A 21,063-nucleotide genomic window follows, 5' to 3' on the forward strand; every position below is an offset into this window, starting at 1 on the left:
GTCATGACCACCATCAGCATCATCGGCTCGGGCACCATGGCCACCGCCATCGGCACCCGGGCGGCCAAGCACGGTCACACCGTCGAGCTCATGAGCCGCAACACCGCCAAGGCTCAGGCGCTCGCCGGCCAGATCGGCAACGGGGCCACCGCGGGCACGTTCGGCGCGAGGCCGGCGGGTGACATCGTCATCGTGGCCGTCCTGTACGCCGGCGCCGTGGAAGCGGTCGCGCACTACGGCGACGCGCTGGCCGGCAAGATCCTCGTCGACATCACCAACCCGTTCAACGCCGACGCCAGTGGACTCGCGACCACCGCGGGCAACTCGGTGTCCCAGCAGATCGCCGCCGCCGCTCCCGAGGGCGCCCACGTCGTGAAGGCCTTCAACACGATCTTCGGCGGCGTCCTGGCCGGCGACAAGCCGCTGGACGCGTTCTTCGCCGGCGACAACGCCGAGGCGAAAGCCCGTGTCGCGGCGTTCCTGGAGAGCCTGGGCATGAGAGCCCTGGACGCAGGAGGCCTCGAGATGGCCCACGCCCTGGAATGGGCCGGTCTGCTCCTGGTGGGCCTGGCCCGCAACGGCGCCGGCTTCGACCTCGCCCTGGGCGCCGAGGCCCGCTGAAATTCCCAAGAGCTCCTCCGGTGCCTCGGCCGGCGACGGCGGCCACCCTCGCGTGGTGGGTTCGTTGCAGCACCGCGGACTGTTGATCGCGATACCAGGGGGTCGGCCCGTCATCTGACGGATGCCACCGGCCACCCGATCGTCGAACTATGAAGCGGTCAGCAGCTATGAGGAGGAAGTCATGTCGGAGAAGCTCACCGTCGTCCTGGTCCACGGCGCGTTCGCGGAATCGGGCGGCTGGGGTCCGGTCGCGCAGCGGCTGCAGGCCGCCGGACATCAGGTGATCGCCGCGCCCAACCCGCTGCGCTCGGTCGCGTTCGACGCCGCGCAGGTCCGTGCGCTGGTCGACTCGATCAGCGGGCCGGTCGTGCTGGTCGGGCACTCCTACGGCGGCATGGTGATCAGCAAGGCCGCCGCCGGCGCGAGCAACGTCAAGTCGCTGGTCTTCATCGCCGCGTTCGCCCCCGAGGCCGGCGACAGCGCCGCGACCCTGTCGGGCAGATACCCGGGCAGCACGCTGGCCGGGACGCTGCGCCCGGTCCCGCTGCCGGACGGCAACCAGGACATGTACGTCGCCCAGGAGCTCTACCGCCGGCAGTTCGCCGCCGACGTGCCGGAGGAGACCACCCGGCTCATGGCCGCCACCCAGCGCCCGATCACCCTGGCCGCGCTGCAGGAGCCGGCCGAGGGTGAGCAGGCGTGGACCACGGTCCCGAGCTTCTTCCTGATCGCCGAGGCGGACAAGAACATCCCCGCCGCCGCGCACCACTTCATGGCCGAACGCGCCAAGGGCCGGACCGTCAGCATCGAGGGCGCCTCCCACGCGGTCTTCGCCTCCCACCCGGCCGAGGTCGCCGACCTCATCCTGCAGGCCACCGACGCCTGACCCACCGACCGGCGGACAGCCGGCTCGGCCCCGCGGCCGAGCCGGCTTCGCTGCCCACGTACAGGGCGATGTTGCCGTTCGGGAATCAGGTCCAGGTCCTGACCCACGTTGCCGGGACTGAATTTGACGACGAGCTGCGGTCCGGTCCCGCTGAGCTTCCGGACCCGGGCGACCACGTCCTCCCGGCGGTAGTCGATGACCGCGTCGGCTCCGCGGCCATGGCCAGGCGGGCTTTCGCCTCGGACGAGACGGTGGCCCCGGCACACGACGTACTCCTGTGCGGTGCCGTCAGCGCGACCGGAACCGGCGTCCCACACCCACACGCGGTCGCCGGGCGCGAGCCCGGTGACTCCCTCGCCGACCCCGTCGACCACCCCGGAACCGTCCTGATTGGGCACCCGCGGCGGAGCGATCCCGTCCGGCACGCCACGTCCCGCCCGGGTGCCGGTGTCGGTGGGGTTGACCGCGGACTGCACGATCCGGACCTTGACCTCGCCGGAACCGACAGGCGGCAGGTCCCGGTCGACGATCGTCAGCACGGACGCGGGCCGGTCTCGGTGAACACAGCGGCGCGGTTCACGCACCCCACCCTGATCCGCCGGGCGGCGGCCTTCTGATCATCGAACGGTTCTGATAATTTCCCACGCGGGCCGGCCCATTTGCGTTCATCGATAAACGAGGGGATCGACCGTGCGCAGACGCCCATTCCACCTAGCCACCGTGCTCACCGCAGCGGCGACCGTCGCCGCGCTGACCCAGATCCCGCCGGCTCAGGCGGGGCCGGTTGATCCGGTTCCGTTGCCGGCGGTCGCCGAGGGCGCCGGAGCCCTCGGCCGCACCCCGGTTGCACCGGGACAGGCCATCACCCCCGCCCTGCGCAGCCTGATGATGACGCAGGACCGCGCCACCACCGTGCTGCAGAAGATCCGGACGGTCCGGCCCACCGCCGGCTCCGGCTTCGCCGGCGCGGTCCTCGACGGCACCAGGGCGCGGCTCTTCTGGCACGGCGCCGTGCCCGATCCGGTACGCGAGATCCTGCGGCAGGCCGATGCGGACGGCGTGCCGGTGTCCGTGGCACCGGCGCCGTACACCGAGGCCGAACTGCTCGCCGAGGCCGACCGCATCACGCGCCGGCCGCTGGGCTCGGACGGTGGCGTCCGGCGCGCGTTGCAGGTGGCGCCCCGGCCGGACGGGTCCGGACTGGACGTCGGGGCCGCCGGCCTCCCAGCGGGCACGACCGCGGCGGACGCCCGGCGGCTCGTCCCGGCACTGGACACCGACATGCCGATCCGGTTCGCCCCGATGGACCTTCCGGCGTTCGCCACGCGCTACTTCGACACCGTGCCGTTCTACGGCGGAGCATTGATGGTGCGGCAGGGCGCCGGCAACGCGTGCTCATCGGGATTCGGGGTGACCGGCAACAACGGTGCGGGCACCTACATCCTGACCGCGGCGCACTGCGGGACGGGCACGTGGCAGACCGGGACCGTGCAGTTGAGCAGCGGCGAGACCATGACGCAGACCATCGGCAACACGATCTCCGGCGGGCGTGACACCGGCCGCGACATCGAGCTCATCCTCGCCCCGGCGGGCGCCGGTATCTACTGGGGCGCGTCGATCAACCCGCCGGGCAGTGCCGGGTCGAACTCGTACGTCGACGTGGAGGGCACCGTGACCAATCTCCCGGGTGCCACGATCTGCCACTCCGGGGCCTTCTCCGGCACCCAGTGCAACGCCCGGATCATCTCCGCCAACAACACCATCACCATCGAGCCGGCGCTCAACGGCGTCAGCCGCATCACCGGGCTGGTGCAGGCGCAGAGCACTGACGACACCGCGTTCGCCGGCGAGGGCGACAGCGGCGGCCCGGTGACCAGCGTCGCGGCCAACGGCGGAATCATCGGGCGCGGCATCATGAGCGCCATCCGTACCGGGTCGGCGCTGCGGCCGTGCAAGGGCTACGCGTACGCGGGCCGTCAGTGCAGCTGGATCGTGTTCTACGCTGACCTGCAGACCGCCGCTCAGGTGCTGGGCGTGCGGGTCAACACCCAGTGAGCCCGATGCGGTGAGTTCCGGTCCCGGGGCGGGTGCCTGCGGTGTCCCGCCCCCGGGAACCGGACAGTCCGGAGGACCGTCGGAGCGGGGGATGGTTACGCGAGGAAGGCAGCACATGAGTCGCCTCGGCTGCACCGGCGCCCGGATCGCCGCGGGCGTCGTCCTGATCGGCTTCGCCCTGACCGGGTGCTCGGACAGTCCCGTGGCCCCGGCGTATCTACCGCCCGGCCAGTGCCCCCCGCTCACCGCCGGCCCCACGGTCTCGCCGGCCCCGCCCGGCACGCTGCCCGGTGACTTCGCGGCCGTGGAGGTGCGGCGGTGCACGTACACGATGCTGCTCGCGCCGCAGTCGCCGGCGGCCCCTTCCGCGGCGGCGGCGGACCGTGGCTGGGTCTGGCAGTCGGTGCAGCGCTCGGCCGGACCGCTCGACGACCTCGTCCGGGCGCTGCGCCTGCCGCCGCCGGAGCGCGACGGTTCCGGAGACACCGTCTGCCCCGCGGTCGCGACTGCGCCGGTGACGCTCGCCCTGATCGACGCCGGCGGCCGGACCGTGCTGCCGGCCGTGCCGGCAACCGCTTGCGGTCAGCCCCTGCCGGAGGTGACCGCGGCGTTGGAGGCGCTGCCCTGGACCACCCGAGGGGCTTAGCGCACCTGCTCTGCCTCACCCGGCAATACTCTGCACATGCCGCCGGCACCCCACCTGGGGTGCCGGCGACGGTCTGCTGACGTGCGGGTCAGGGCCGGTATCCGAAGACGAAGGTGTTCGGAGTCCCCAGGCTCGGCCCGTCCGCCGTGCTCGGCTGCCCCAAGGACCAGGCCTGGGCGCCGACAGTGGACAAGGCCGTGAGTGCATCCGGCTCGGTGCCGGCGGCACCGTAGTACAGCGTGAAGCTCCGGGATTGCCCCGGCTCGAGCGAGCCGAGGGCGAAGTCGAACAGGGCGCCATGATCGCTGGGACCGCTGTCGGTGACGTCACCCGCGGCGAGAAGGCTGGATGGACCGGCGAGCGGGTCGGCTGAGGCGAACCCGTCGTCGCTGATGTACGCCAGGCCGGCGGCACCACCGCCGTGCAGGGTGACGTGTTCGGCGAACTCGGTGGGCGCGACGTCCCAGTCCATGACCCGCCGGTACCGCAGGTCCGACACCTCGGACGGGGTCTCGAAGTCACCGCTGACGTTGCGGACCGTCACCGTGGCCTCGATCAGGTTCGGGCTGGTGGAGGGATGGTAGTCGTGCGTCACCTTCAGCATCGTCCCGACCTGCACGGTGCTGACCGCCCGGGTCGCGGTGTAGCTGGCGGTGATGACATTGAGGTTCGGCGAAATCCCGGTCGATTCGTCGGCGTAACCGCTGAACCCGGCGCCGGCGTCGGCGATGCCCCATCCTTCACACAGGCAGCCGGGGGTGAGCGCATCCGCTCCGGTCGGCAGGTAGCGCAGGCCCGTCAGGCTGCTCTCGCCGTCAGCGGCGTTGAGATGGCCGAGCGGATTGACACCGAGTTGCACGACGCCGTTGCCGATGACCCGCCGGGCGGCGACCAGGTCGCGCAGAGCGTCGTCGGCACCGCGCAGGTCGAGCCGATTCAGGATCCGGAAGCCGCCCGCGGGCGGTGCATCGATCGTGCCTTCCCGTCCATCGATCAGCCCGGGTCCGCCGGTGCTCAACGCGTAGGTCAACTGGCTCAAGGTCGCCGAACGGTATGCGGTGGAGAGGACCGCCACCGCCCCGGCCACGTGCGGCGCGGCCTGGCTCGTACCGCTGAGCGTCTCACCGGCCGCCGTGATCTCCGCTCCGGGCGCGAGCACGCTGAGCAGCGGGCCACCTTGTGAGAAGCAGGTGATCTTGTCGGGGGCGGTGGTCGGGTCGGCGCAGGTCGGCTTCTTCTTCCCGCCGTACGATCGGGAGCCGAGGTCGGCGTCGTAGACCGCGCCGACGCGGACAGCTCCGGGCGTGCACGCGGGGAACGAGACGCCACTGAGGTATTTGCCGCTCACGTAGGCGTCGTTGCCGGCGGCCAGCACCGGCACAACGCCGACGGTGGCGGCATCGGCGAACGGGCCGGTCAACGCTGAGTCGGTGCATTCGCTGGTGTGGTGCGAACCGTCACCGAGGCTCAGATTCATCGCGGTGATGTTGTACTCGGCCTGATGGGTGACCACCCAGTTGACACCGGCGACGATGTCGCTGACCGCGGCTGTTTTGTCGAAGACGTCCAAACCGATGACCTTCGTGTCGGGAGCCATGCCGAGCACGATTCCCGAGACGTTCGTGCCGTGGTGGCCCTTGTCCGCGTCGAGCTTGTGGTCATTCTTGGCGATGTCCTGGGTGTAAGCGACCTTGCACGAACCACCGGCCGCCTTGCAGGATCCGAACGCCGGTCGGGTGTAGTCCACGCCGGTGTCGAGCACCGCCACCGCGGAGCCGGCGCCGGTGTGGCCACGCGCGGCGACCTCCGGCTGGTGGACCAGCGGCAAGCTCTTCGAGAGGTTCGCCTCCAGCTGCGCGTCGGCCGAGATGGATGCGACCGCCGGATCCTCCCGAAGGGCCCGCAGCGCAGCCTGGGAGGACACGCGCAGGTGCTGAACCGGCAGGGCCTCGTAGTCCTGCAGCACAGTGACGCCGCGTCCGACGCGGGCGGCGGTCTCGTGCTTCATCCGGCCGTAGGCAGCGGCAGCGGCATCCGGATAGGCCTTGCGGCCGTTCTTCGTCCGAGGTCCGCCGTATTTCTTCTGCACTGTGCGCAGTACGGCCTGACGCGTCGGCCCGGCGCGGTAGCTGACGAGCACGTCGGTCTGCCCCACCGTGTCCAGCTGGGACTGGACGGCCGGACTGAGCGCAGCGTGGTGAGGGGCCGGGGGCGGGGCGGCCTTGGTGGTGGCATCGGCCTCGAGCTGGACGATCCCCGCCGCACTCACGGCGAGAAGGAGAACACCGCCCATGACGAGCGGTGCACGGTGACGTCCTGATCCGACCTTTCGACGCATGCGAAGTCCTCAGTGGTGAACCGGGTGGCTTGAGCAGCCTGACCGTATCGGCGACCAATACGCACCGTGATCCGGTCATCGGTCCTCAGCTATCGCTGATCAGCCCGCCCGGGCCGCCCATCGGACTCGCCCATCGACTGAGGTTCCCGGCACCGTCAATGTTCGGCCGACCCCCTTCGGGTGAGGAGCAGCGACCGCCGGGGTGCCTGGTTCAGCGCACCTGCTCGGCCTTGAACTGCATGCGCGGCGTCGCATAGAACTCCTGGGCCTGCACCAGCTGCAGCTCCCGTTCCCCGGAGCGGTACGTGGTCTCGATCAGGTCGAAGATGCTGGAGGCCGTACGCTCCAGCGACACCGCCGCGTCCTTGGTGGCCACGTAGTGGGCGGTGAACAGGGCGGCCGTGACGTCGCCGGACCCGTTCGCCTTGAAGGGCAGGTGCGGGGTGTTCACGAGCCAGGCGCCGGCCGCGTCCACCACCAGCATCTCGATCGTGCCTTCCGCCCGGTCGGGGCGTTCCACGCTGGTGACCAGCACGGTCGAGGGTCCCATGGCCCGGGCGAGGTCGGCCGAGGCGAGCGTCGACTCGATGCTCGCCGGCTCGGTGCCGGTCAGGAAGCCCAGCTCGAACTGGTTCGGGGTGATGATGTCGGCCACCGGCACGACCCGGTCCCGCAGCAGTTCCGGGATCTCCGGTGCGACGAAGCAGCCGGACTTGGCGTTGCCCATGACCGGGTCGCACGCGTACAGCGCCGCGGGGTTGGCGGCCTTCACCCGGCGGACGGCGTCGACGATGACGTCACCGATGCCGACCCCGCCCTGGTAGCCGGACAGCACGGCGTCGATCTGCGGGAACACGCCCCGCTCCTGCACGCCCAGCAGGATCTCGGCCACGTCCGCCGGCGGGATGAGCGGCCCTCGCCAGGCGCCGTAGCCCGTGTGGTTGGAGAAGTTCACCGTGGGGACCGGGACGACCTCGACGCCGAGCCGCTGCAGCGGGAACACGGCCGCGGAGTTACCGACGTGGCCGTAGGCGACCGCCGACTGGATGGACAGAACCTTCATCCCCCCAGCCTAGAGGCCCTCCCGCGGCCCGCTGGACGCGACCGCCTCGCGCTGGATCTGCTCGAACTGCTCGGCCATCGCGGCGGCCACGGCCTGGGCGGCCGACAGCGGGCGGACCATGACCGTGAACTCGTCGATCAGGCCGTTCTCGTCCAGGTGCAGGAAGTCGCAGCCCTCGACGGCGACGTCGCCGATCCGCGCCTCGAACACCAGGGCGTGGTCGCGGCCGCCGTCACCGCCCAGCTCACGCACGTACCGGAAATCTTCGAAGACCCGCAGCACGCCGCGCAGGATCGCCGCGGTGATGGCCTTGCCCGGATAGGGCTTGAACGCCACCGGGCTGCGGAACACCACGTCGTCGGCCAGGGTCGCCGCGATGGCGTCAGGGTCGCGTGCTTCCACCGCGGTCCGAAAGTCGATCACCCGGTCAGCGTAGCGGCAAACCCTATGTAGAAAAACTGGCTAGGGTCCGCTACGGTGCCGGCATGGCAACTCCTCTCCGGGTCACCGCCGCCGTCTCCAAGGTGCTCGCCGCCTTCCTCGAAGACCCCGAGGTCGACCGGTACGGCCTCGACCTCATGCGGGCCAGCGGTCATCCCAGCGGCACGCTCTACCCGATCCTGCTGCGCCTGCAGAACGCCGGCTGGGTCGAGGCGTACTGGGAGGACATCGACCCGGTCCAGGCCGGTCGCCCGGCCCGTCGCTACTACCGGCTCACGCCGGACGGGCGGGCGTCGGCGTACGCCGAGGTCGCGGCCCTGCAGGCCCAGCTGAACCGCGGCCTGGCCGCGCCGAAACCGGCGACGGCATGAGGCCCGTGGACCGCTTCGCCCGCTGGTGCCTGGCCCGGGCCGCCCGGCGCTGGCCGGCCGAGCTGCGCGAAGAGATGCACGCGGAGTGGCTCGCCGAGCTGCACACGCTGGAGGCCGAGCGGGCCACGACCAAAGAGCGTCTGCGGTACGCGTTCAGCCTGGTCGCCGCGCCGCCGGTCCGGGACATCAGCGGGGCACCGCGGGGCTGGGGTGAGTCGCTGGCACCCGGCGCTGCGGCCGTGGCTCTGGTAGTGGCCGCGCTGATCACGCTGTCCGTGTCCGCGTACTCCCGGAGCCTGGCCATCCGGTTGCTGGAGCTGGTCGGCGTGGATCCGTTCTCACCCGGCGGCGAGTGGCTGACCTTCCTGGTCGGGGCCCTCATCACGCTGGCCTGGTGCCTGCCGGCCGGCCGGTGGCTGGGCCGGCGCCGGCCGTTCTCGCGCTCCGGCCGCTTCGGTGACGCCGGCCCTGCCGTGCTCGCGCCGCTCGCCTTCGCGCCGATGGTCCTGCTGGGTGCGGTTCCCGGCGGGGAGGTGCCGTACGTGGCCGGCGTGCTGGCCGGGTTGCTGATCTGGGCGACCGGCATCGCGGCGATCGGTGCCGCCGCCGTACGGGCGACCGAGCGGACGGCCGGACGATCAACCGAGCGGACGGGCGGGCGAGCGGCCGAGCGGACGGGCGGGCGGACGGCCGGACGATCGGCCGGACGAGTGTCCGGACGATTGGCCGGGCGGGCCGGGGCCGCGGCGCTGATGCTGATCGGCGTGCCGGTGGTCTGCGCGCTCGCCGCGGTGGTGTCCGCCGTGCCGCTCGCGCTGAGCAGCCGCGACCGGTCGGCCACGATGGTCGCGTCCCTGACCATGGGCGGGGCGCCCCCGGAGTTCGCGGAGATCATCGACGGGGCCACCAGCCGCACGTTCTACTACCAGGGCCCCTGGGCGCTGACGCTGGCCTGCTTCGCGGCGTTCACCCTGGCGTACGGCTTCGGCGCGCTCCGCCCGCACCCCAGCACGGTAGCGGCACCGGTGCGCGTCGCCCCCACCGAAGCGCGGCCGATGCCGGTGGCCGTGGTGGTCGCCGGTGCCGGCACGCTCGCTGTGGCCGTGATCGGCTGGGCGTACACGTTGACCATCCTGACCCCCGGGATGAAGGACGTCTCGCTGTCCGCGCCGATGCCCGGCGGCGACGGTGAGCTGGCCATGTGGACCGCGGAGCTGCGGGCCACCGCGATCCTGCTGGCCGTGCTGGCCATGCTGGTCGCCACCGCCGACCGCCGGTTCGGCCCGGCCGCGTCGTTGCTGGTCGGTGCCGGATTGACGCTGGCCAACGCGGTGCTGCACCGGCTGGAGGTCACCGGGCCGGGCGGTCTGCGGCTCGCCCTGCTGGCCGGGGTGGTGCCCGTGGTCGCCGGCTGGCTGGTGTCCGGGGGCACGATGCCCGGCCGGCTGACCGGTGCCGCGCTTCGCCGGGTCACCGTCGGTGTGCTGATGGCCGCGGGCGTGCTGCCGCTGATCATGTTGCAGGGCACACCGGGGGTGAACCACCCGTACCTGCCGCTCGGGCTGAAGGTCACGACGATCGGCCTGGCGGTGGCCGGCATCCTGCTCGCCGTCGTCCCGGCGCTGGCCCTCAGCCGCCGCCCGGTGCCGGCCCGGGCCGCGGCACTCCTGCTCGGGGCGCCGATCGTGGTCACCGTCGGGGCCGGGCTGATCCCGCCGCCGCTGTCCGACGACGACACCGGTCCGGCCGCGTACGCCGCGTTCGTCGCCCTGCCGCTCGCGGTCGGATGTCTCGCGCTGTTGCGCCGGCACCGGGCGCGCGGGCGCGGCCGGACCGCCGCCCTGTGGGCCGGACTGGCCGTGGCCGCACTGCCCGGCACGCTCCTGGCGTTCCTGGCGGGCGGACTGCTGCTGTTCTTCGTGCCGAACCTGGTCTTCGACATCGACGGCAGCGGCTACTCGTTCGACGGGCTGTCGTACGTGCCCGGCACGGCGACGCTGCTCCTGCCGCTGGCCGCGCTGGCCGCGGCCCGCATCGACGGCGCGTCCGGCCCGGCCCGGCCGAGCGGTCCCGCACCGGTCCCGGATCCGGTGCCGCCGGCGCCATCAGCCAGGACGCCGGTCGCCGGCTGACTCCCGGCCGGGACGCGAACAGGTAGGCCTCGCCGACGCGCTGCCCTCGCCGGCCTCCGGGCATCACACCGCCGGCTGGGCATCCTCGCCGGGTTCGTCCCGCCGGCGGGCCGCACCGGCCGGGTGCCGCGCGAGATCACTCCCCGGCGCCCCGGATGCTCGACCGGCTGACCGAGGGTGCCGGCCTGCGTCTGCGACGCCACCTGGTCGGTGCTGGCCGGCAACGCACGGCTCGTCGTCTTCACCCACCTCTGACACGGCGCGGCCGCCGGCAACACTCGATACGGTCCCGTTACGCCTCTTGACCGAGCGAAGCGCGTCGATACATGCTGCCCTAATCCTACTTCTCCTATTGGTTTGAAGGGCTAAAGCATGCCTGTCCTCGCCACCACCCGCTCCCGGATCGGTGCCACCCTGCTCAGCGTCGTCACCGGCGCCACGCTGGGCGGCGCCGCACCGGCGGTCGCCCAGCCCGTCGCCACCGACTCCGTCCTGGCCTGGTACGACACCACCTCCGCCGCGATCGCCGCCGGGGGTGCGCCGACCCAGGTCACCAACAGCCGGACCTGGGCGATCGCCTGGCTCGCGGCCGCCCGCGCCCAGACAGGTCCGCGGTCAGTCGCCGGCCGGCGAGCCGCCCTCGCCGGCGCGGTGCACCAGACGCTCATCACCCTGATCCCCGGTCAGCAACCCGCGGCCGACGCCACGCTCGCCGCCGAGCTCTCAGCGTTGCCGGAGACGCCGGTGGTCCGGGACGGCGTGGCCTCGGGCCGGGCGACCGCGCAAGGGCTGCTGGCCGAGCGGGCGGACGACGGACTCGACCCGGCCTCGGTCAACGCCGCCTTCCCGGTGCCCGACGCCGCACCCGGCGTCTGGCAGCCGACGCCGCCGCAGTACGCCCCGGCCACCCAGTACGGCAACCGGGTCGCGCGCCCGTTCGTGCTCCGCTCGCCGGCCCAGTTCCGTCCGGCCGCGCCACCGGCGGTCGGCTCGCGGCGCTACGAGGCCGACCTGGCCGAGGTCAAGGCGTACGGCTCGGCGACCAGCACCGTACGCACCCAGGCCCAGACCGACACCGCGACCTTCTGGCTGGGCTCGTCGCTGACCCTCTACACGCCGATCCTGCGGGCCGCCGTCGCCCGGTCCACCGGGTCGATCCGGGAGCGCACCGCCCTCGTGGCGCTGTTCCACGTGGCCGCGGTGGACACCCAGATCGCCACGTCGGATGCCAAGTACGCGTACCGGACCTGGCGGCCGGTCACCGCGATCCGGGCCGGCGGCGACACCACCTGGCTCCCGCTGCACGCCACTCCGGCCCACCCGGACTATCCGAGCGGGCACAACACCTACTCCGGGTTCGCCGAGGGCGTGCTCACCGCGCTCGCCGGGCCGCGCGCCCGTCAGCCGTACACGATCGGCAGCCCCAGCGCGCCCGGCGTGACACGTACCTATGTCGACTGGCACCGGCCGAGTGTGGAGAACGTCGACGCCCGGGTGTGGTCGGGCATCCACACCCGCACCGCCGACCTGGCCGGCATCCGTCTCGGACTCGACGTCGCCCGCTACGTCGTGAGCCACGCGCAGACCGTGCTGCGCTGACGACCGTGGAAGCAAGGGCCGGCCGGCCCGGGTCCGTCCCGCGGAGAACTCGAGGTTCAGATGCCCCACCCTCGTCCGACCCGCCGGAGCGACCTGCCGCCGGCCGGCCCGCGCCGGTCGCCGGATTCGGCGACGGCGGTGCTGCGCGCGGTTCTCGACCACGGCCCGATCGCCCGCAGCTCGGTCGCCCGGGTGACGCACCTGTCCGCGGCCACGGTGAGCGGCGTCGTCCCGGCACTGCTGGACCGCGGGCTCGTCCGCGAGGCCCCGGAAGCGGCCGGGCGCCCGGGCATCGGGCGGCCGCACGTGCCGCTGGACATCGAGACCGAGGCGGTCGCGGTCGCCGCGGCCCACATCGCGGTCCCCCGCATCACGACGGCCCTGCTCGACCTACGCGGACGGATCATCGCCCAGCGCCAGGACCCGCACGGCGAGCGCGACCCGGCCAGCGTCCTCGCGGCGCTGGGCGCCGGTGTGTCGGCGCTACGCCGCGACCACGGCGGCCGGCGCCGGATCCTCGGTCTCGGGCTGGCCACCGGCGGCTGGGTCGACACCACCGGCGGTACGGTCGTCGAGCACCCCGCCCTCGGCTGGCGCAACGTCCACGCCGGCGCCGAGCTGGCCCGGACCACCGGCCTGCCCGTACGCGTCGACAGCAATTCCCGCGCGCTGCTGCGAGCCGAGCAACTCTTCGGGGCCGTCGCCGGCCGGGCCCGCAGCAGTGCGGTGCACCTGTTCGTGGGCAACGTCGTCGATGTCGCGTTCGCGGTGGGCGGAGTCGTCCACCAGGGTCCCCGGTCCGCCGCCGGCGCTGTCGCCCACCTTCCGGTCGAGGGCTGCGCCGAGGTCTGCGCCTGTGGCCGGATCGGCTGCCTGCAAGCGGCCGTCTCCGAGCAGACCCTGGTGCGCCGCGCCCTGGCCGACGGGCTGATCGACCGGCCGGACGTCACGGCTCTGGTGGAGGTGGCCCGTAGCGGAAACCCCGCAGGCGTCGCGCTGTTCCAGGAGCGCGCACGCCTCGTGGGCCGGGCCGCCGGTCTGCTGCTCGACCTGTTCGATCCGGAGGTCCTGGTGGTGGCCGAGGCGGGTGCCAACCGGCTGCCGGCGTGCCTGGCGACGTTGCGCGCCGAGGCCGCGGCCTGCTCCGCCACGGGCGCCGACATGACCCGGACCGTGCAGCCGACGAGCTTTCCGAGCCACGTCCTCGCCGTCGCCGGCGGCGCGGTCGCCCTCGATCAGGTGTACGGCACACCCCCGGCCACCAGCGGCTACTTATTTCAGTCCGACGCATGGTTGCCCCCTAATCCCAGCTGCATAGTATGAATTGAGCCGGCGGTGATCCCGCCGCATCCGGTACCCGACACCCCTTTCCGGCTTCCGGCCTGCCGCCCCGCAGGCCTGCTCCGCCGTGCCCGCGCTCCATCCGATCGGAGGCCGTCCCATGACCGTCATCGTCTCCCGGCCACTCGCGCCGGCCCGCTGGCGCCGGCTGCCCACCGGCGAACCCGTGCTGGACGGCGCGGCGGCCTGGCCGCGGATCTCGATCGAGCACCGGCATCCGGCCGGCGGGTCGCACCTGGTGATCGGCCGGGTGGCGGTCGGCGAGCTCGCCGACCGCAGCGCGCCCCTGCTCCACCACGACGGCACCTTCCACGTCCTCTGAGCCACGGAGAAGAAATCATGAGCACGAGACTTCGAAGAACGGCCATCGCCGCGCTGGTGGCGGCCCTGTCCGTCACCTCCGCCTGCGGCAGCGGCGACACCGGTACGACGCTGGAACTGACCGCCGCGCTGCCGGACAAGGTGGCGAGCGGCACCGAGATCCGCATCGGCGACCCGCAGACCCAGGCGGTCCTCCAGGCGGCCGGGCTGGACAAGGAGCTCACCGCGGCCGGCGTGAAGGTGCAGTGGGCCAACATCAGCGGCGGCCCGAAGAGCATTCAGGCCTTCCGCGCCGACAAGCTGGACTGCAGCGCGGTCGCCGACATCCCGTCGCTGTTCGCCGCCTGGACCGGCACCTCCACCAAGATCGTCTTCCAGGCCGTCACCATCGACCCGCTCGAGCACCCCATCTATCAGCTGGGCATCGCTCCCGGGGTGAAGGTCACCTCGCTCGCCGACCTCCGCGGCAAGAAGATCGCCTACAGCGCCGGCCAGGCCCAGGGCGCCCTCGTGCTGCGGGTGCTGCAGAAGGCCGGCCTGAGCCAGAAGGACGTCACGCTGGTCGAGCTGACCAGCAAGGACGACGCGTACGTGACGGCACTGGGCAGCAAGGCCGTCGATGTGGCCCCGCTCGGCGCCCAGTACGTGAAGGTCTACAAGGCCCGGTACCCGCAGGCCGTGGCGATCGGCACCGGCATCCGCGACGACGCCTCGACGCTCTACTGCCTCACCAAGGCGGTGCAGGACGCGGAGAAGGCCGCCGCCCTCAAGGTCTACGTCAGTGTGCGCACCAAGGCGGTGCTCTGGCAGAACAAGCACCCCGACGAGTACGCCAAGCTCTACTACCAGGACACCCAGGGGCTCAGCGCGGCGGACGCCCGCGACGTGGTCGCCACCGACGGGACCAAGGGCATCCCGGCCAGCTGGGACAACGCCGTACGCCGGCTCCAGGAGACCGCCGATCTGCTCGCCCGGGAGCAGAAGCACGACAAGATCGACGTGAACACGCTGGTCGACCGCCGCTTCGAGCAGGTCCAGGCCGACGCCGCCGGCTCCGAAGTGGTCTCCGGTGATGCCGCATGACCGCCACCGTCCACGTCGACCAGGTGCGCGAGGCCGGCACCGACGACTCCCGGGTCGACGCCCGCGTGGTCCGCCGCCGGCTCGGCCCGGGCCACCGGATCCGCTTCGCCTTCTGGATCGGCCCGCTGCTGGTGCTGGCCGTCTGGTCCGCCGGCTCGTCCACCGGCCTGATCAGCCCGGCCATCCTCACCGCGCCGTGGGACGTGGTGCAGGCGTTCCGGGAGCAGTGGGCCGAGCACGACCTGCTCGGCAACATCCTGTCCTCCCTGCAGCGCGCCGTGGTCGGGCTCGCCCTCGGAGTGATCAGCGGCACGGTGCTCGCCGTGATCTCCGGGCTGTCCCGCATCGGCGAGGCCCTGTTCGACGGGCCGATCCAGATCAAGCGCTCGATCCCCACCCTGGCGCTGATCCCGCTGTTCATCGCCTGGTTCGGCATCGGCCAGGAGATGAAGATCGTGACCATCGCGCTGATCAGCATGGTCCCGATCTACGTGCACACCCACAACGGGCTGCGCGGCATCGACGGCCGGTACGCCGAACTGGCCGAGACCATCGGCATCGGGCGCGGCGAGTTCGTCCGGCACGTGGTGCTGCCCGGCGCCCTGCCCGGCTTCCTGCTCGGCATGCGGTTCGCGGTGACCTCGTCGCTGCTCGGCCTGGTCGTGGTCGAGCAGTACAACGCCACCAGCGGCATCGGCCACATGATCACCCTGGCCGAGCAGTACGGCCAGACCGACGTCATCGTCGTCGGCCTGGTGCTCTACGGGATCTTCGGCTACCTGGCCGACACGGCCGTCCGTGCCACAGGAAGGAAGGTGCTCGCATGGCGACGGACGCTCGAGGACTGACCACGGAACCGGCGGTCCGCATCCGCAACCTGCACCGCAGCTTCACCAAGAACGGCGGCGTCCTCAACGGACTCGACCTCGACATCGCGGCCGGCGAGTTCGTGGCGCTCATCGGGCGATCGGGCACCGGCAAGAGCACCCTGCTGCGGGCTCTGGCCGGGCTGGACCGCGACGTCGCCGGCCACGGCCGGATCGTGGTGCCCGGCTCCGTGTCGGTGGTCTTCCAGGACTCCCGGCTGCTGCCCTGGAAGCGGATCCTGGACAACGTCGTCTTCGGGCTGCGCGGCGCCGACGCCGCCGACCGGGGCCGGCAGGCGCTGGACGAGGTGGGCCTGGCCGGCCGCGAACGCGCCTGGCCCTACCAGCTGTCCGGCGGCGAGCAGCAACGGGCCGCGCTGGCCCGCTCGCTCGTCCGCGAGCCCCAGCTGCTGCTGGCCGACGAGCCGTTCGGCGCGCTCGACGCCCTCACCCGCATCCGGATGCACACCCTGCTCCGCAAGCTCTGCGAGAAGCACCGGCCGGCGGTGCTGCTGGTGACCCACGACGTCGACGAGGCGATCGTGCTGGCCGACCGGGTGATCCTGCTGGATGCCGGCGTCGTGCGCACCGACGTACGCGTGGACCTGACCCGGCGTACGCGCTCCGATCCCGCGTTCGCCGAGATCCGCACCTACCTGCTGGACGAACTGGGCGTCGACGAGGAGAGCCGATGAGCCGCAAGCTGCACTTCAATCTGTTCCTGCACGACACCGGCCACCACGAGGCGTCGTGGCGGCTGCCCGGCTCCGACCCGTACGCGAATCTCTCGCTGGCCGCGCATCAGCGCCTGGCCCGGATCGCCGAGGACGCGAAGTTCGACTCCGTGTTCCTGGCCGACAGTCCCGTGCTGTGGAGCGACCCGGGTCGCCGGCCGTCCGGCAAGCTGGAACCGACGCTCCTGCTCGCCGCCCTGGCCGCGACCACGACCCGCATCGGGCTGATCGCGACGGCCTCGACGTCGTACAACGAGCCCTTCAACCTGGCCCGGCGGTTCGCCTCGCTCGACCACCTGTCGGGCGGCCGGGCCGGCTGGAACATCGTCACCACCGCGGGCGACGCGGCCGCGCGCAACTTCGGGCTGGCCGACCAGCCGTTGCACCGCACCCGCTACGAGCGGGCCGACGAGTTCCTCGAGGTCGCCACCAAGCTGTGGGACAGCTGGACCGACGACGCGATCGTGGCCGACAAACAGCGGGGCGTGCACGCGCAGAGCGACCGGGTCCGCCGCATCGACCACCGCGGCGCTTTCTTCCGGGTGGACGGGCCGCTGAACGTGCCCCGCTCTCCGCAGGCGTACCCGCTGCTGGTGCAGGCCGGGTCGTCGCAGGACGGCAAGGAGTTCGCCGCCCGATGGGCCGAGGCCGTGTTCACCGCGCAGCCGACCCTCGCGGAGAGCCAGGCGTTCTACGCCGATCTGAAGCGCCGGGTCGTGGCCGCGGGACGCGACCCCGGGCACGTCGTCATCCTGCCCGGCATCGTCCCGGTCATCGGTGACACCGAGGCCGAGGCCCGCGAGCTCGACGCCGAACTGGATCGGCTGATCGCGCCGCAGTACGCCCTGCGGACGCTGGCCCAGACGCTCGGCGTCGACGCCGACACCCTGCACCTCGACCGGCCGTTGCCCGCGCAGCTGCCCGGCGAGGACCAGATCGAGGGTGCGAAGAGCCGCCGCACGCTCATCGTGGACTGGGCCCGGCGGGACAACCTGACCGTGCGCGAGCTGATCGGCCGGCTGGGCGGCGGGCGCGGCCACCGCACCTTCACCGGTACGCCGGTGCAGGTCGCCGACACGATCCAGCAGTACTTCGAGAACGGCGCCGCCGACGGCTTCAACATCATGCCGGCCGTCCTGCCTTCCGGGATCGAGGCCTTCGCGACCAAGGTCGTGCCGATCCTGCGGGAGCGCGGTCTGTTCCGCACCGAGTACGAGGGCACCACGCTGCGCGAGCACTACGGGCTGCCCCGCCCGGCCAACCGCCTGGTCCTGACCGGAGAGCCGATCCGATGAGCGCGACGTTCCTGTGGTACATCCCCAACACCGTCGAGCCGGGGCACCGCGGCGACGACACGGTCGAGGGCTACGGCACTCTGGAGCACAGCGTGGACCTGGCCCTGACCGCCGAGCGGCACGGCTGGGCGGGGGCCCTGATCGGCACCGGCTGGGGCCGGCCGGACACGTTCACGGTCGCCACCGCGCTCGCCGCCCGCACCACGACCTTCCGGCCGCTGGTGGCCATCCGCCCGGGCTACTGGCAGCCGGCGCACTTCGCCAGCGCGGCCGCCACCCTGGACCGGCTCAGCGGCGGCCGGCTGCTGGTCAACATCGTCAGCGGCCAGGACAACCTGGCCGCCTACGGCGACACGGAAGGCGACCAGGCCCAGCGGTACGCCAGGACCAAGGAGTTCATGCGTACGGCCCGACGGCTCTGGACCGAGGAGAACGTCACGTACGCGGGTGAGCACTTCTCCGTCACCAACTCGACGGTGGTCCCCCGCCCGTACGCCAACGGTCCCCGCCTCTATTTCGGCGGCGCGTCCCCCGCCTCGGAGCGGGTGTCCGCGACCGAGGCCGACGTGCAGCTGTTCTGGGGCGAACCGCTGGACGGCATCGCCGAACGCATCGACCGGCTCCGCCGCCTGAGCACGGACCTGGACCGCGACCTGCCCCCGCTGGAGTTCGGCCTGCGCGTCACGACGCTGGTCCGGGACACGACCGAGGAGGCGTGGCGCGACGCGGAGGCCCGGGTCGCCGCGATGGCGCAGCGCCCGGCCTCGTTCGGTGACCGGCGCCTCGACCGGCGCGGCGCTCCCGCGGTCGGTCAGCAACGCCTGCTGGATCTGGCCGGCCGCGCGGACGTGCTGGACAGCTGCCTCTACACCGCTCCCGGCCGGTACGGCGGCGGCGGTGCGGGCACGACATGGCTGGTCGGCTCCGCGGACGACGTCGCCGCCGCGCTACGGCGGTACGCCGACCTGGGCGTCAGCCACTTCGTGCTGTCGGACACGCCGTACAAGCAGGAGACGGCGCGGGTCGGGGACGCCCTCATCGGACGGCTGCGCGAGCCGGTGCCTTCCGGCTGAGCCCGGCCGCCCGCGGAGCCAGGCCGGCGCTACCGGCGGCGGGGGGGGCACCGGGGCGGAGAGGCCGCCGCCGAAGATGACGACCTGCGGGTCCAGGGTCAGCACGAGCGCGGCGGTGCCGACCGCGACGTCCTTGACGTAGCGGTCGACGGCGCGGCGGGCTGCCTTGTCGCCCTCGCGGGCGACGTTGAAGACCCAGGCGGCGGCGTCGTCGGGTCCGACGGTGCCGGGGACGCCGGGGCAGTTCTGCAGCTTCCCTCTCGAGGTCCATCCCGGCTTCCGGATCTGCCTCGGTGGGCGGGGCAGCGGGGTCGTGGTCGTCGGCTCATCGCCGCTCAGTTGCCGGCGGCCTGGACGGCGGCGGCGATCGGTTCGAGGCCCGCGATCAGCTCGTCGAGCTCGTCCGCGCTCAGCACGTCGTACGCCGGCGCCGCCAGCTCGTCGGTGACGGCCTCGATCCGCTCCCTGATCTCCTGGCCGGCGTCGGTGAACCCGCCGGCAGCGTCCACGAGGCCGCGGTCGCGCAGCCCGTCGACGACAGCGGCCAGCTGCGCCCTCGGCAGGTGATGGACCCGGCCGAACTCCTGTGCCCTCATGCCGAGCGACAGAGCAAGCAGCACATGCGCCTCGGTGCCGCCGATGCCGTGCGCGACCAGGGCGGCGTTGTGGCCGTCGCCGCGGTGTTCCCGCAGCAGCGTCGCCGCGTGCCAGAGCCGGGCCACCGGCTCCTCGGGCACCCCGAGCGCCCTGAGCCCGGCATACAGCACCCGGCCCTCGGTCGGCGCGCTGACCGCCGCCCGGGTGGCGAGGTCAGCGACCCGCACCAGGCCTGGCGAGTCGGCCAGCTCCCCGATCATCTGCCGCAGCGCGGCAGCGCTGCCCCGCTCGCGCACGACGATCGCCTCCTGCGGGGTGATCTTTCCCCACACCCACGGGATGTGGCGGGCCACCTCACCGTCGGCGAAGTTGTAGAAGACCGCGTGTACCACCTCAGCCGGCGCCAAACCCAGCGGCGCCGCCCGGCCCGCGAAATATCCGTCCCAGTAGTTGCGCATGCCCAGCGCCAGGAACGCCTCGTTCGGCACCTCGGAGAAGGTGACGGTGGCGATCGGCTCGACGAGCTCGAACATACGGTGAACCTTGGCCTGTGGATGCGACATCGGCCGGCACCTCCCGCGGTCGTGACGACGCCCTCGTGGGCGGCGTTCACCGTAGCTACGAACAGCGCGGCCCGGATCCGACATCAATCAGCCAGGATCTACCTCATCGATCGGACGGGTCGGCGATCACCACGAACGTCGGCGGCTCGCCGTAGACATCGCGCTGGCGGGGCATGCCGGGCGGCAGCGCCGGAGCCACCGCGTGGAACACCGCTTCCGCGGCTTTCATCCCGTAGTCGGCGAAGTCCTCCGTGGCCAGGAGCCAGAGCCCGCCCTCGGCGAGCGGTTCCACCTCGGCGAACGCGCCGGTGGCGGCTAGCGCAGCAGCGCCGCCGAGTTTCTCGGCGACCTCCTGCGCGGCGATCGTCAGCCAGGAGTAGCCGCGCAGCCGCTCCCGGGTCTGCGGGATCGCCAGTTGCGCGTTCCGCGCCAGCCCTCTGGAGCATCTTTCCAGCGCGGTACTGCCCTTGTCCCGCCAGTAGTCGATCTGGCCGTAGCTCGGGTTGAGCCGGTCCGCGGCCTGCCGGATCGCACCGAGCCAGCGCTGCTGCTCGGCCCGCCCGGCGCCGGGGTCGGTGAAGTCGTCGGCCGGCACCTGGGCGTCCAGGACCAGCCAGCCGGGCGTGTCCCGCAACGGCCACGCCTTGGCGTACATCAACCGACCGCCGAGGAACCCGTTCTCGGTGAAGCGGCCGATCCACACCGTCACCTTCTTCGGCATGTCAGCCAGCTCGCCCCGCAGCCACTCCAAGCCCTCGTCCGACAGATGGCGACGCTCGGTGGTCGGGTAGCCGCCGCCGATCGAACGGTCGACCTCGATGAGGCCGTACAACGTGCCGGGCTCGCCCTGCGGACCCTCCGCCAGCGGGTTGATCCGGGTCGCCGCCGGCAGGCCGGCCAGCTCGGCCCGCTCGGCGGGGGTCAGCGCCTGGGTCAGCGTGTCGAACCAGACGTACGCCGCATCGGCGAGCGATCCCCGGCTGGTGTCGACATTCAGCTGCACTTCAAGCCAGAACTGGGTCATTCCTGTCTCCCTAC

General features: G+C 72.5%; 19 protein-coding genes and 2 pseudogenes. 14 read left to right on the plus strand and 7 right to left on the minus strand.

The annotated features are described in order from the left end of the window. The first annotated feature begins 3 nt into the window (after positions 1-3). Together ACZ6S4_RS16175 and ACZ6S4_RS16180 are read left to right on the plus strand one after the other, a co-directional pair. Positions 4-621 carry an NADPH-dependent F420 reductase gene (locus ACZ6S4_RS16175; protein ID WP_465475685.1) on the plus strand — a complete coding sequence of 206 codons (618 nt, stop codon included), beginning with the start codon at positions 4-6 and terminating at the stop codon, positions 619-621. Positions 622-802: 181 nt separating this feature from the next. After that, positions 803-1,507 carry an alpha/beta fold hydrolase gene (locus tag ACZ6S4_RS16180; RefSeq protein WP_465475686.1) on the plus strand — a complete coding sequence of 235 codons (705 nt, stop codon included), beginning with the start codon at positions 803-805 and terminating at the stop codon, positions 1,505-1,507. 302 nt (positions 1,508-1,809) lie between these two features. Here the strand turns inward: ACZ6S4_RS16180 and ACZ6S4_RS16185 are convergent. Beyond that, positions 1,810-2,091, minus strand: a pseudogene (locus tag ACZ6S4_RS16185) (alcohol dehydrogenase catalytic domain-containing protein); the annotation flags it as partial. 106 nt (positions 2,092-2,197) lie between these two features. Here ACZ6S4_RS16185 and ACZ6S4_RS16190 point away from each other — a divergent pair. Continuing rightward, on the plus strand, positions 2,198-3,562 hold the full coding sequence (locus ACZ6S4_RS16190; RefSeq protein WP_465475687.1) for a chymotrypsin family serine protease: 1,365 nt from the start codon (positions 2,198-2,200) through the stop codon (positions 3,560-3,562). 115 nt (positions 3,563-3,677) lie between these two features. Continuing rightward, entirely contained in the window at positions 3,678-4,208 is a 531-nt protein-coding gene (locus tag ACZ6S4_RS16195) for a hypothetical protein (protein WP_465475688.1), read from the plus strand. An 88-nt stretch (positions 4,209-4,296) separates the two neighbouring features. On the opposite strand, the gene ACZ6S4_RS16200 is transcribed toward ACZ6S4_RS16195, so the two are convergent. The 3 genes from ACZ6S4_RS16200 to ACZ6S4_RS16210 all read right to left on the minus strand — a co-directional run bounded on the left by ACZ6S4_RS16200 (position 4,297) and on the right by ACZ6S4_RS16210 (position 8,032). Then, entirely contained in the window at positions 4,297-6,477 is a 2,181-nt protein-coding gene (locus ACZ6S4_RS16200; RefSeq protein WP_465475689.1) for a S8 family serine peptidase, read from the minus strand. A 280-nt stretch (positions 6,478-6,757) separates the two neighbouring features. Beyond that, complete coding sequence (pdxY, locus tag ACZ6S4_RS16205; protein ID WP_465475690.1) at positions 6,758-7,609, minus strand: pyridoxal kinase PdxY; 852 nt, start codon at positions 7,607-7,609, stop codon at positions 6,758-6,760. A gap of 9 nt (positions 7,610-7,618) precedes the next feature. After that, on the minus strand, positions 7,619-8,032 hold the full coding sequence (locus ACZ6S4_RS16210) for a nuclear transport factor 2 family protein (protein WP_465475691.1): 414 nt from the start codon (positions 8,030-8,032) through the stop codon (positions 7,619-7,621). 62 nt (positions 8,033-8,094) lie between these two features. Here ACZ6S4_RS16210 and ACZ6S4_RS16215 point away from each other — a divergent pair, with 62 nt between their 5' ends. From ACZ6S4_RS16215 to ACZ6S4_RS16260, 10 genes are all read left to right on the plus strand, one after another. Next, positions 8,095-8,421: a PadR family transcriptional regulator gene (locus ACZ6S4_RS16215; RefSeq protein WP_465475692.1), complete on the plus strand. Its 327-nt coding sequence runs from the start codon at positions 8,095-8,097 to the stop codon at positions 8,419-8,421. Next, positions 8,418-10,553 carry a hypothetical protein gene (locus ACZ6S4_RS16220; protein ID WP_465475693.1) on the plus strand — a complete coding sequence of 712 codons (2,136 nt, stop codon included), beginning with the start codon at positions 8,418-8,420 and terminating at the stop codon, positions 10,551-10,553. The genes ACZ6S4_RS16215 and ACZ6S4_RS16220 overlap by 4 nt, the downstream gene beginning before the upstream one ends. 372 nt (positions 10,554-10,925) lie before the next feature. Beyond that, entirely contained in the window at positions 10,926-12,152 is a 1,227-nt protein-coding gene (locus ACZ6S4_RS16225; protein WP_465475694.1) for a vanadium-dependent haloperoxidase, read from the plus strand. Positions 12,153-12,212: 60 nt separating this feature from the next. Further along, positions 12,213-13,475 (plus strand): ROK family protein, encoded by a 1,263-nt coding sequence (locus tag ACZ6S4_RS16230; RefSeq protein WP_465475695.1) that lies wholly within the window; start codon positions 12,213-12,215, stop codon positions 13,473-13,475. Positions 13,476-13,593: 118 nt separating this feature from the next. Beyond that, positions 13,594-13,815: a flavin reductase family protein gene (locus tag ACZ6S4_RS16235; RefSeq protein ID WP_465475696.1), complete on the plus strand. Its 222-nt coding sequence runs from the start codon at positions 13,594-13,596 to the stop codon at positions 13,813-13,815. 17 nt (positions 13,816-13,832) lie between these two features. Further along, positions 13,833-14,897, plus strand: coding sequence for an ABC transporter substrate-binding protein (locus tag ACZ6S4_RS16240; RefSeq protein WP_465475697.1), 1,065 nt, complete (start codon positions 13,833-13,835; stop codon positions 14,895-14,897). Continuing rightward, the gene (locus ACZ6S4_RS16245) at positions 14,894-15,745 is read left to right on the plus strand and encodes an ABC transporter permease (protein ID WP_465475698.1); all 852 of its coding nucleotides are present in this window, start codon (positions 14,894-14,896) and stop codon (positions 15,743-15,745) included. Before ACZ6S4_RS16240 ends, ACZ6S4_RS16245 begins: the two co-directional genes overlap by 4 nt. Then, complete coding sequence (locus tag ACZ6S4_RS16250; RefSeq protein WP_465475699.1) at positions 15,721-16,458, plus strand: ABC transporter ATP-binding protein; 738 nt, start codon at positions 15,721-15,723, stop codon at positions 16,456-16,458. Before ACZ6S4_RS16245 ends, ACZ6S4_RS16250 begins: the two co-directional genes overlap by 25 nt. Further along, complete coding sequence (locus tag ACZ6S4_RS16255) at positions 16,455-17,792, plus strand: LLM class flavin-dependent oxidoreductase (protein ID WP_465475700.1); 1,338 nt, start codon at positions 16,455-16,457, stop codon at positions 17,790-17,792. The genes ACZ6S4_RS16250 and ACZ6S4_RS16255 overlap by 4 nt, the downstream gene beginning before the upstream one ends. Further along, positions 17,789-18,865, plus strand: coding sequence for an LLM class flavin-dependent oxidoreductase (locus ACZ6S4_RS16260; protein WP_465475701.1), 1,077 nt, complete (start codon positions 17,789-17,791; stop codon positions 18,863-18,865). The genes ACZ6S4_RS16255 and ACZ6S4_RS16260 overlap by 4 nt, the downstream gene beginning before the upstream one ends. A 69-nt stretch (positions 18,866-18,934) precedes the next feature. On the opposite strand, the pseudogene ACZ6S4_RS16265 reads toward ACZ6S4_RS16260, so the two are convergent. The 3 genes and pseudogenes from ACZ6S4_RS16265 to ACZ6S4_RS16275 form a co-directional block, all read right to left on the minus strand. Continuing rightward, positions 18,935-19,204, minus strand: a pseudogene (locus ACZ6S4_RS16265) (hypothetical protein); the annotation flags it as partial. Beyond that, positions 19,201-19,995, minus strand: a complete 795-nt coding sequence (locus ACZ6S4_RS16270) for a MarR family winged helix-turn-helix transcriptional regulator (RefSeq protein ID WP_465475702.1) — start codon at positions 19,993-19,995, stop codon at positions 19,201-19,203. The pseudogene ACZ6S4_RS16265 and the gene ACZ6S4_RS16270, both read right to left, overlap by 4 nt. A 133-nt stretch (positions 19,996-20,128) precedes the next feature. After that, positions 20,129-21,049: a hypothetical protein gene (locus ACZ6S4_RS16275; protein WP_465475703.1), complete on the minus strand. Its 921-nt coding sequence runs from the start codon at positions 21,047-21,049 to the stop codon at positions 20,129-20,131. Between the last annotated feature and the right edge of the window lie 14 nt (positions 21,050-21,063).

The sequence above is a fragment of the Actinoplanes sp. NPDC051405 genome (genome assembly GCF_055586185.1).

Coding starts and splice junctions, on each gene's coding strand:
- ACZ6S4_RS16175 (WP_465475685.1), top strand. CDS start 4: ATGACCACCATCAGCATCATCGGCTCGGGCACCATGGCCACCGCCATC.
- ACZ6S4_RS16180 (WP_465475686.1), top strand. CDS start 803: ATGTCGGAGAAGCTCACCGTCGTCCTGGTCCACGGCGCGTTCGCGGAA.
- ACZ6S4_RS16195 (WP_465475688.1), top strand. CDS start 3,678: ATGAGTCGCCTCGGCTGCACCGGCGCCCGGATCGCCGCGGGCGTCGTC.
- pdxY (WP_465475690.1), bottom strand. CDS start 7,609: ATGAAGGTTCTGTCCATCCAGTCGGCGGTCGCCTACGGCCACGTCGGT.
- ACZ6S4_RS16215 (WP_465475692.1), top strand. CDS start 8,095: ATGGCAACTCCTCTCCGGGTCACCGCCGCCGTCTCCAAGGTGCTCGCC.
- ACZ6S4_RS16220 (WP_465475693.1), top strand. CDS start 8,418: ATGAGGCCCGTGGACCGCTTCGCCCGCTGGTGCCTGGCCCGGGCCGCC.
- ACZ6S4_RS16225 (WP_465475694.1), top strand. CDS start 10,926: ATGCCTGTCCTCGCCACCACCCGCTCCCGGATCGGTGCCACCCTGCTC.
- ACZ6S4_RS16230 (WP_465475695.1), top strand. CDS start 12,213: ATGCCCCACCCTCGTCCGACCCGCCGGAGCGACCTGCCGCCGGCCGGC.
- ACZ6S4_RS16235 (WP_465475696.1), top strand. CDS start 13,594: ATGACCGTCATCGTCTCCCGGCCACTCGCGCCGGCCCGCTGGCGCCGG.
- ACZ6S4_RS16240 (WP_465475697.1), top strand. CDS start 13,833: ATGAGCACGAGACTTCGAAGAACGGCCATCGCCGCGCTGGTGGCGGCC.
- ACZ6S4_RS16245 (WP_465475698.1), top strand. CDS start 14,894: ATGACCGCCACCGTCCACGTCGACCAGGTGCGCGAGGCCGGCACCGAC.
- ACZ6S4_RS16250 (WP_465475699.1), top strand. CDS start 15,721: ATGGCGACGGACGCTCGAGGACTGACCACGGAACCGGCGGTCCGCATC.
- ACZ6S4_RS16255 (WP_465475700.1), top strand. CDS start 16,455: ATGAGCCGCAAGCTGCACTTCAATCTGTTCCTGCACGACACCGGCCAC.
- ACZ6S4_RS16260 (WP_465475701.1), top strand. CDS start 17,789: ATGAGCGCGACGTTCCTGTGGTACATCCCCAACACCGTCGAGCCGGGG.
- ACZ6S4_RS16270 (WP_465475702.1), bottom strand. CDS start 19,995: ATGTTCGAGCTCGTCGAGCCGATCGCCACCGTCACCTTCTCCGAGGTG.
- ACZ6S4_RS16275 (WP_465475703.1), bottom strand. CDS start 21,049: ATGACCCAGTTCTGGCTTGAAGTGCAGCTGAATGTCGACACCAGCCGG.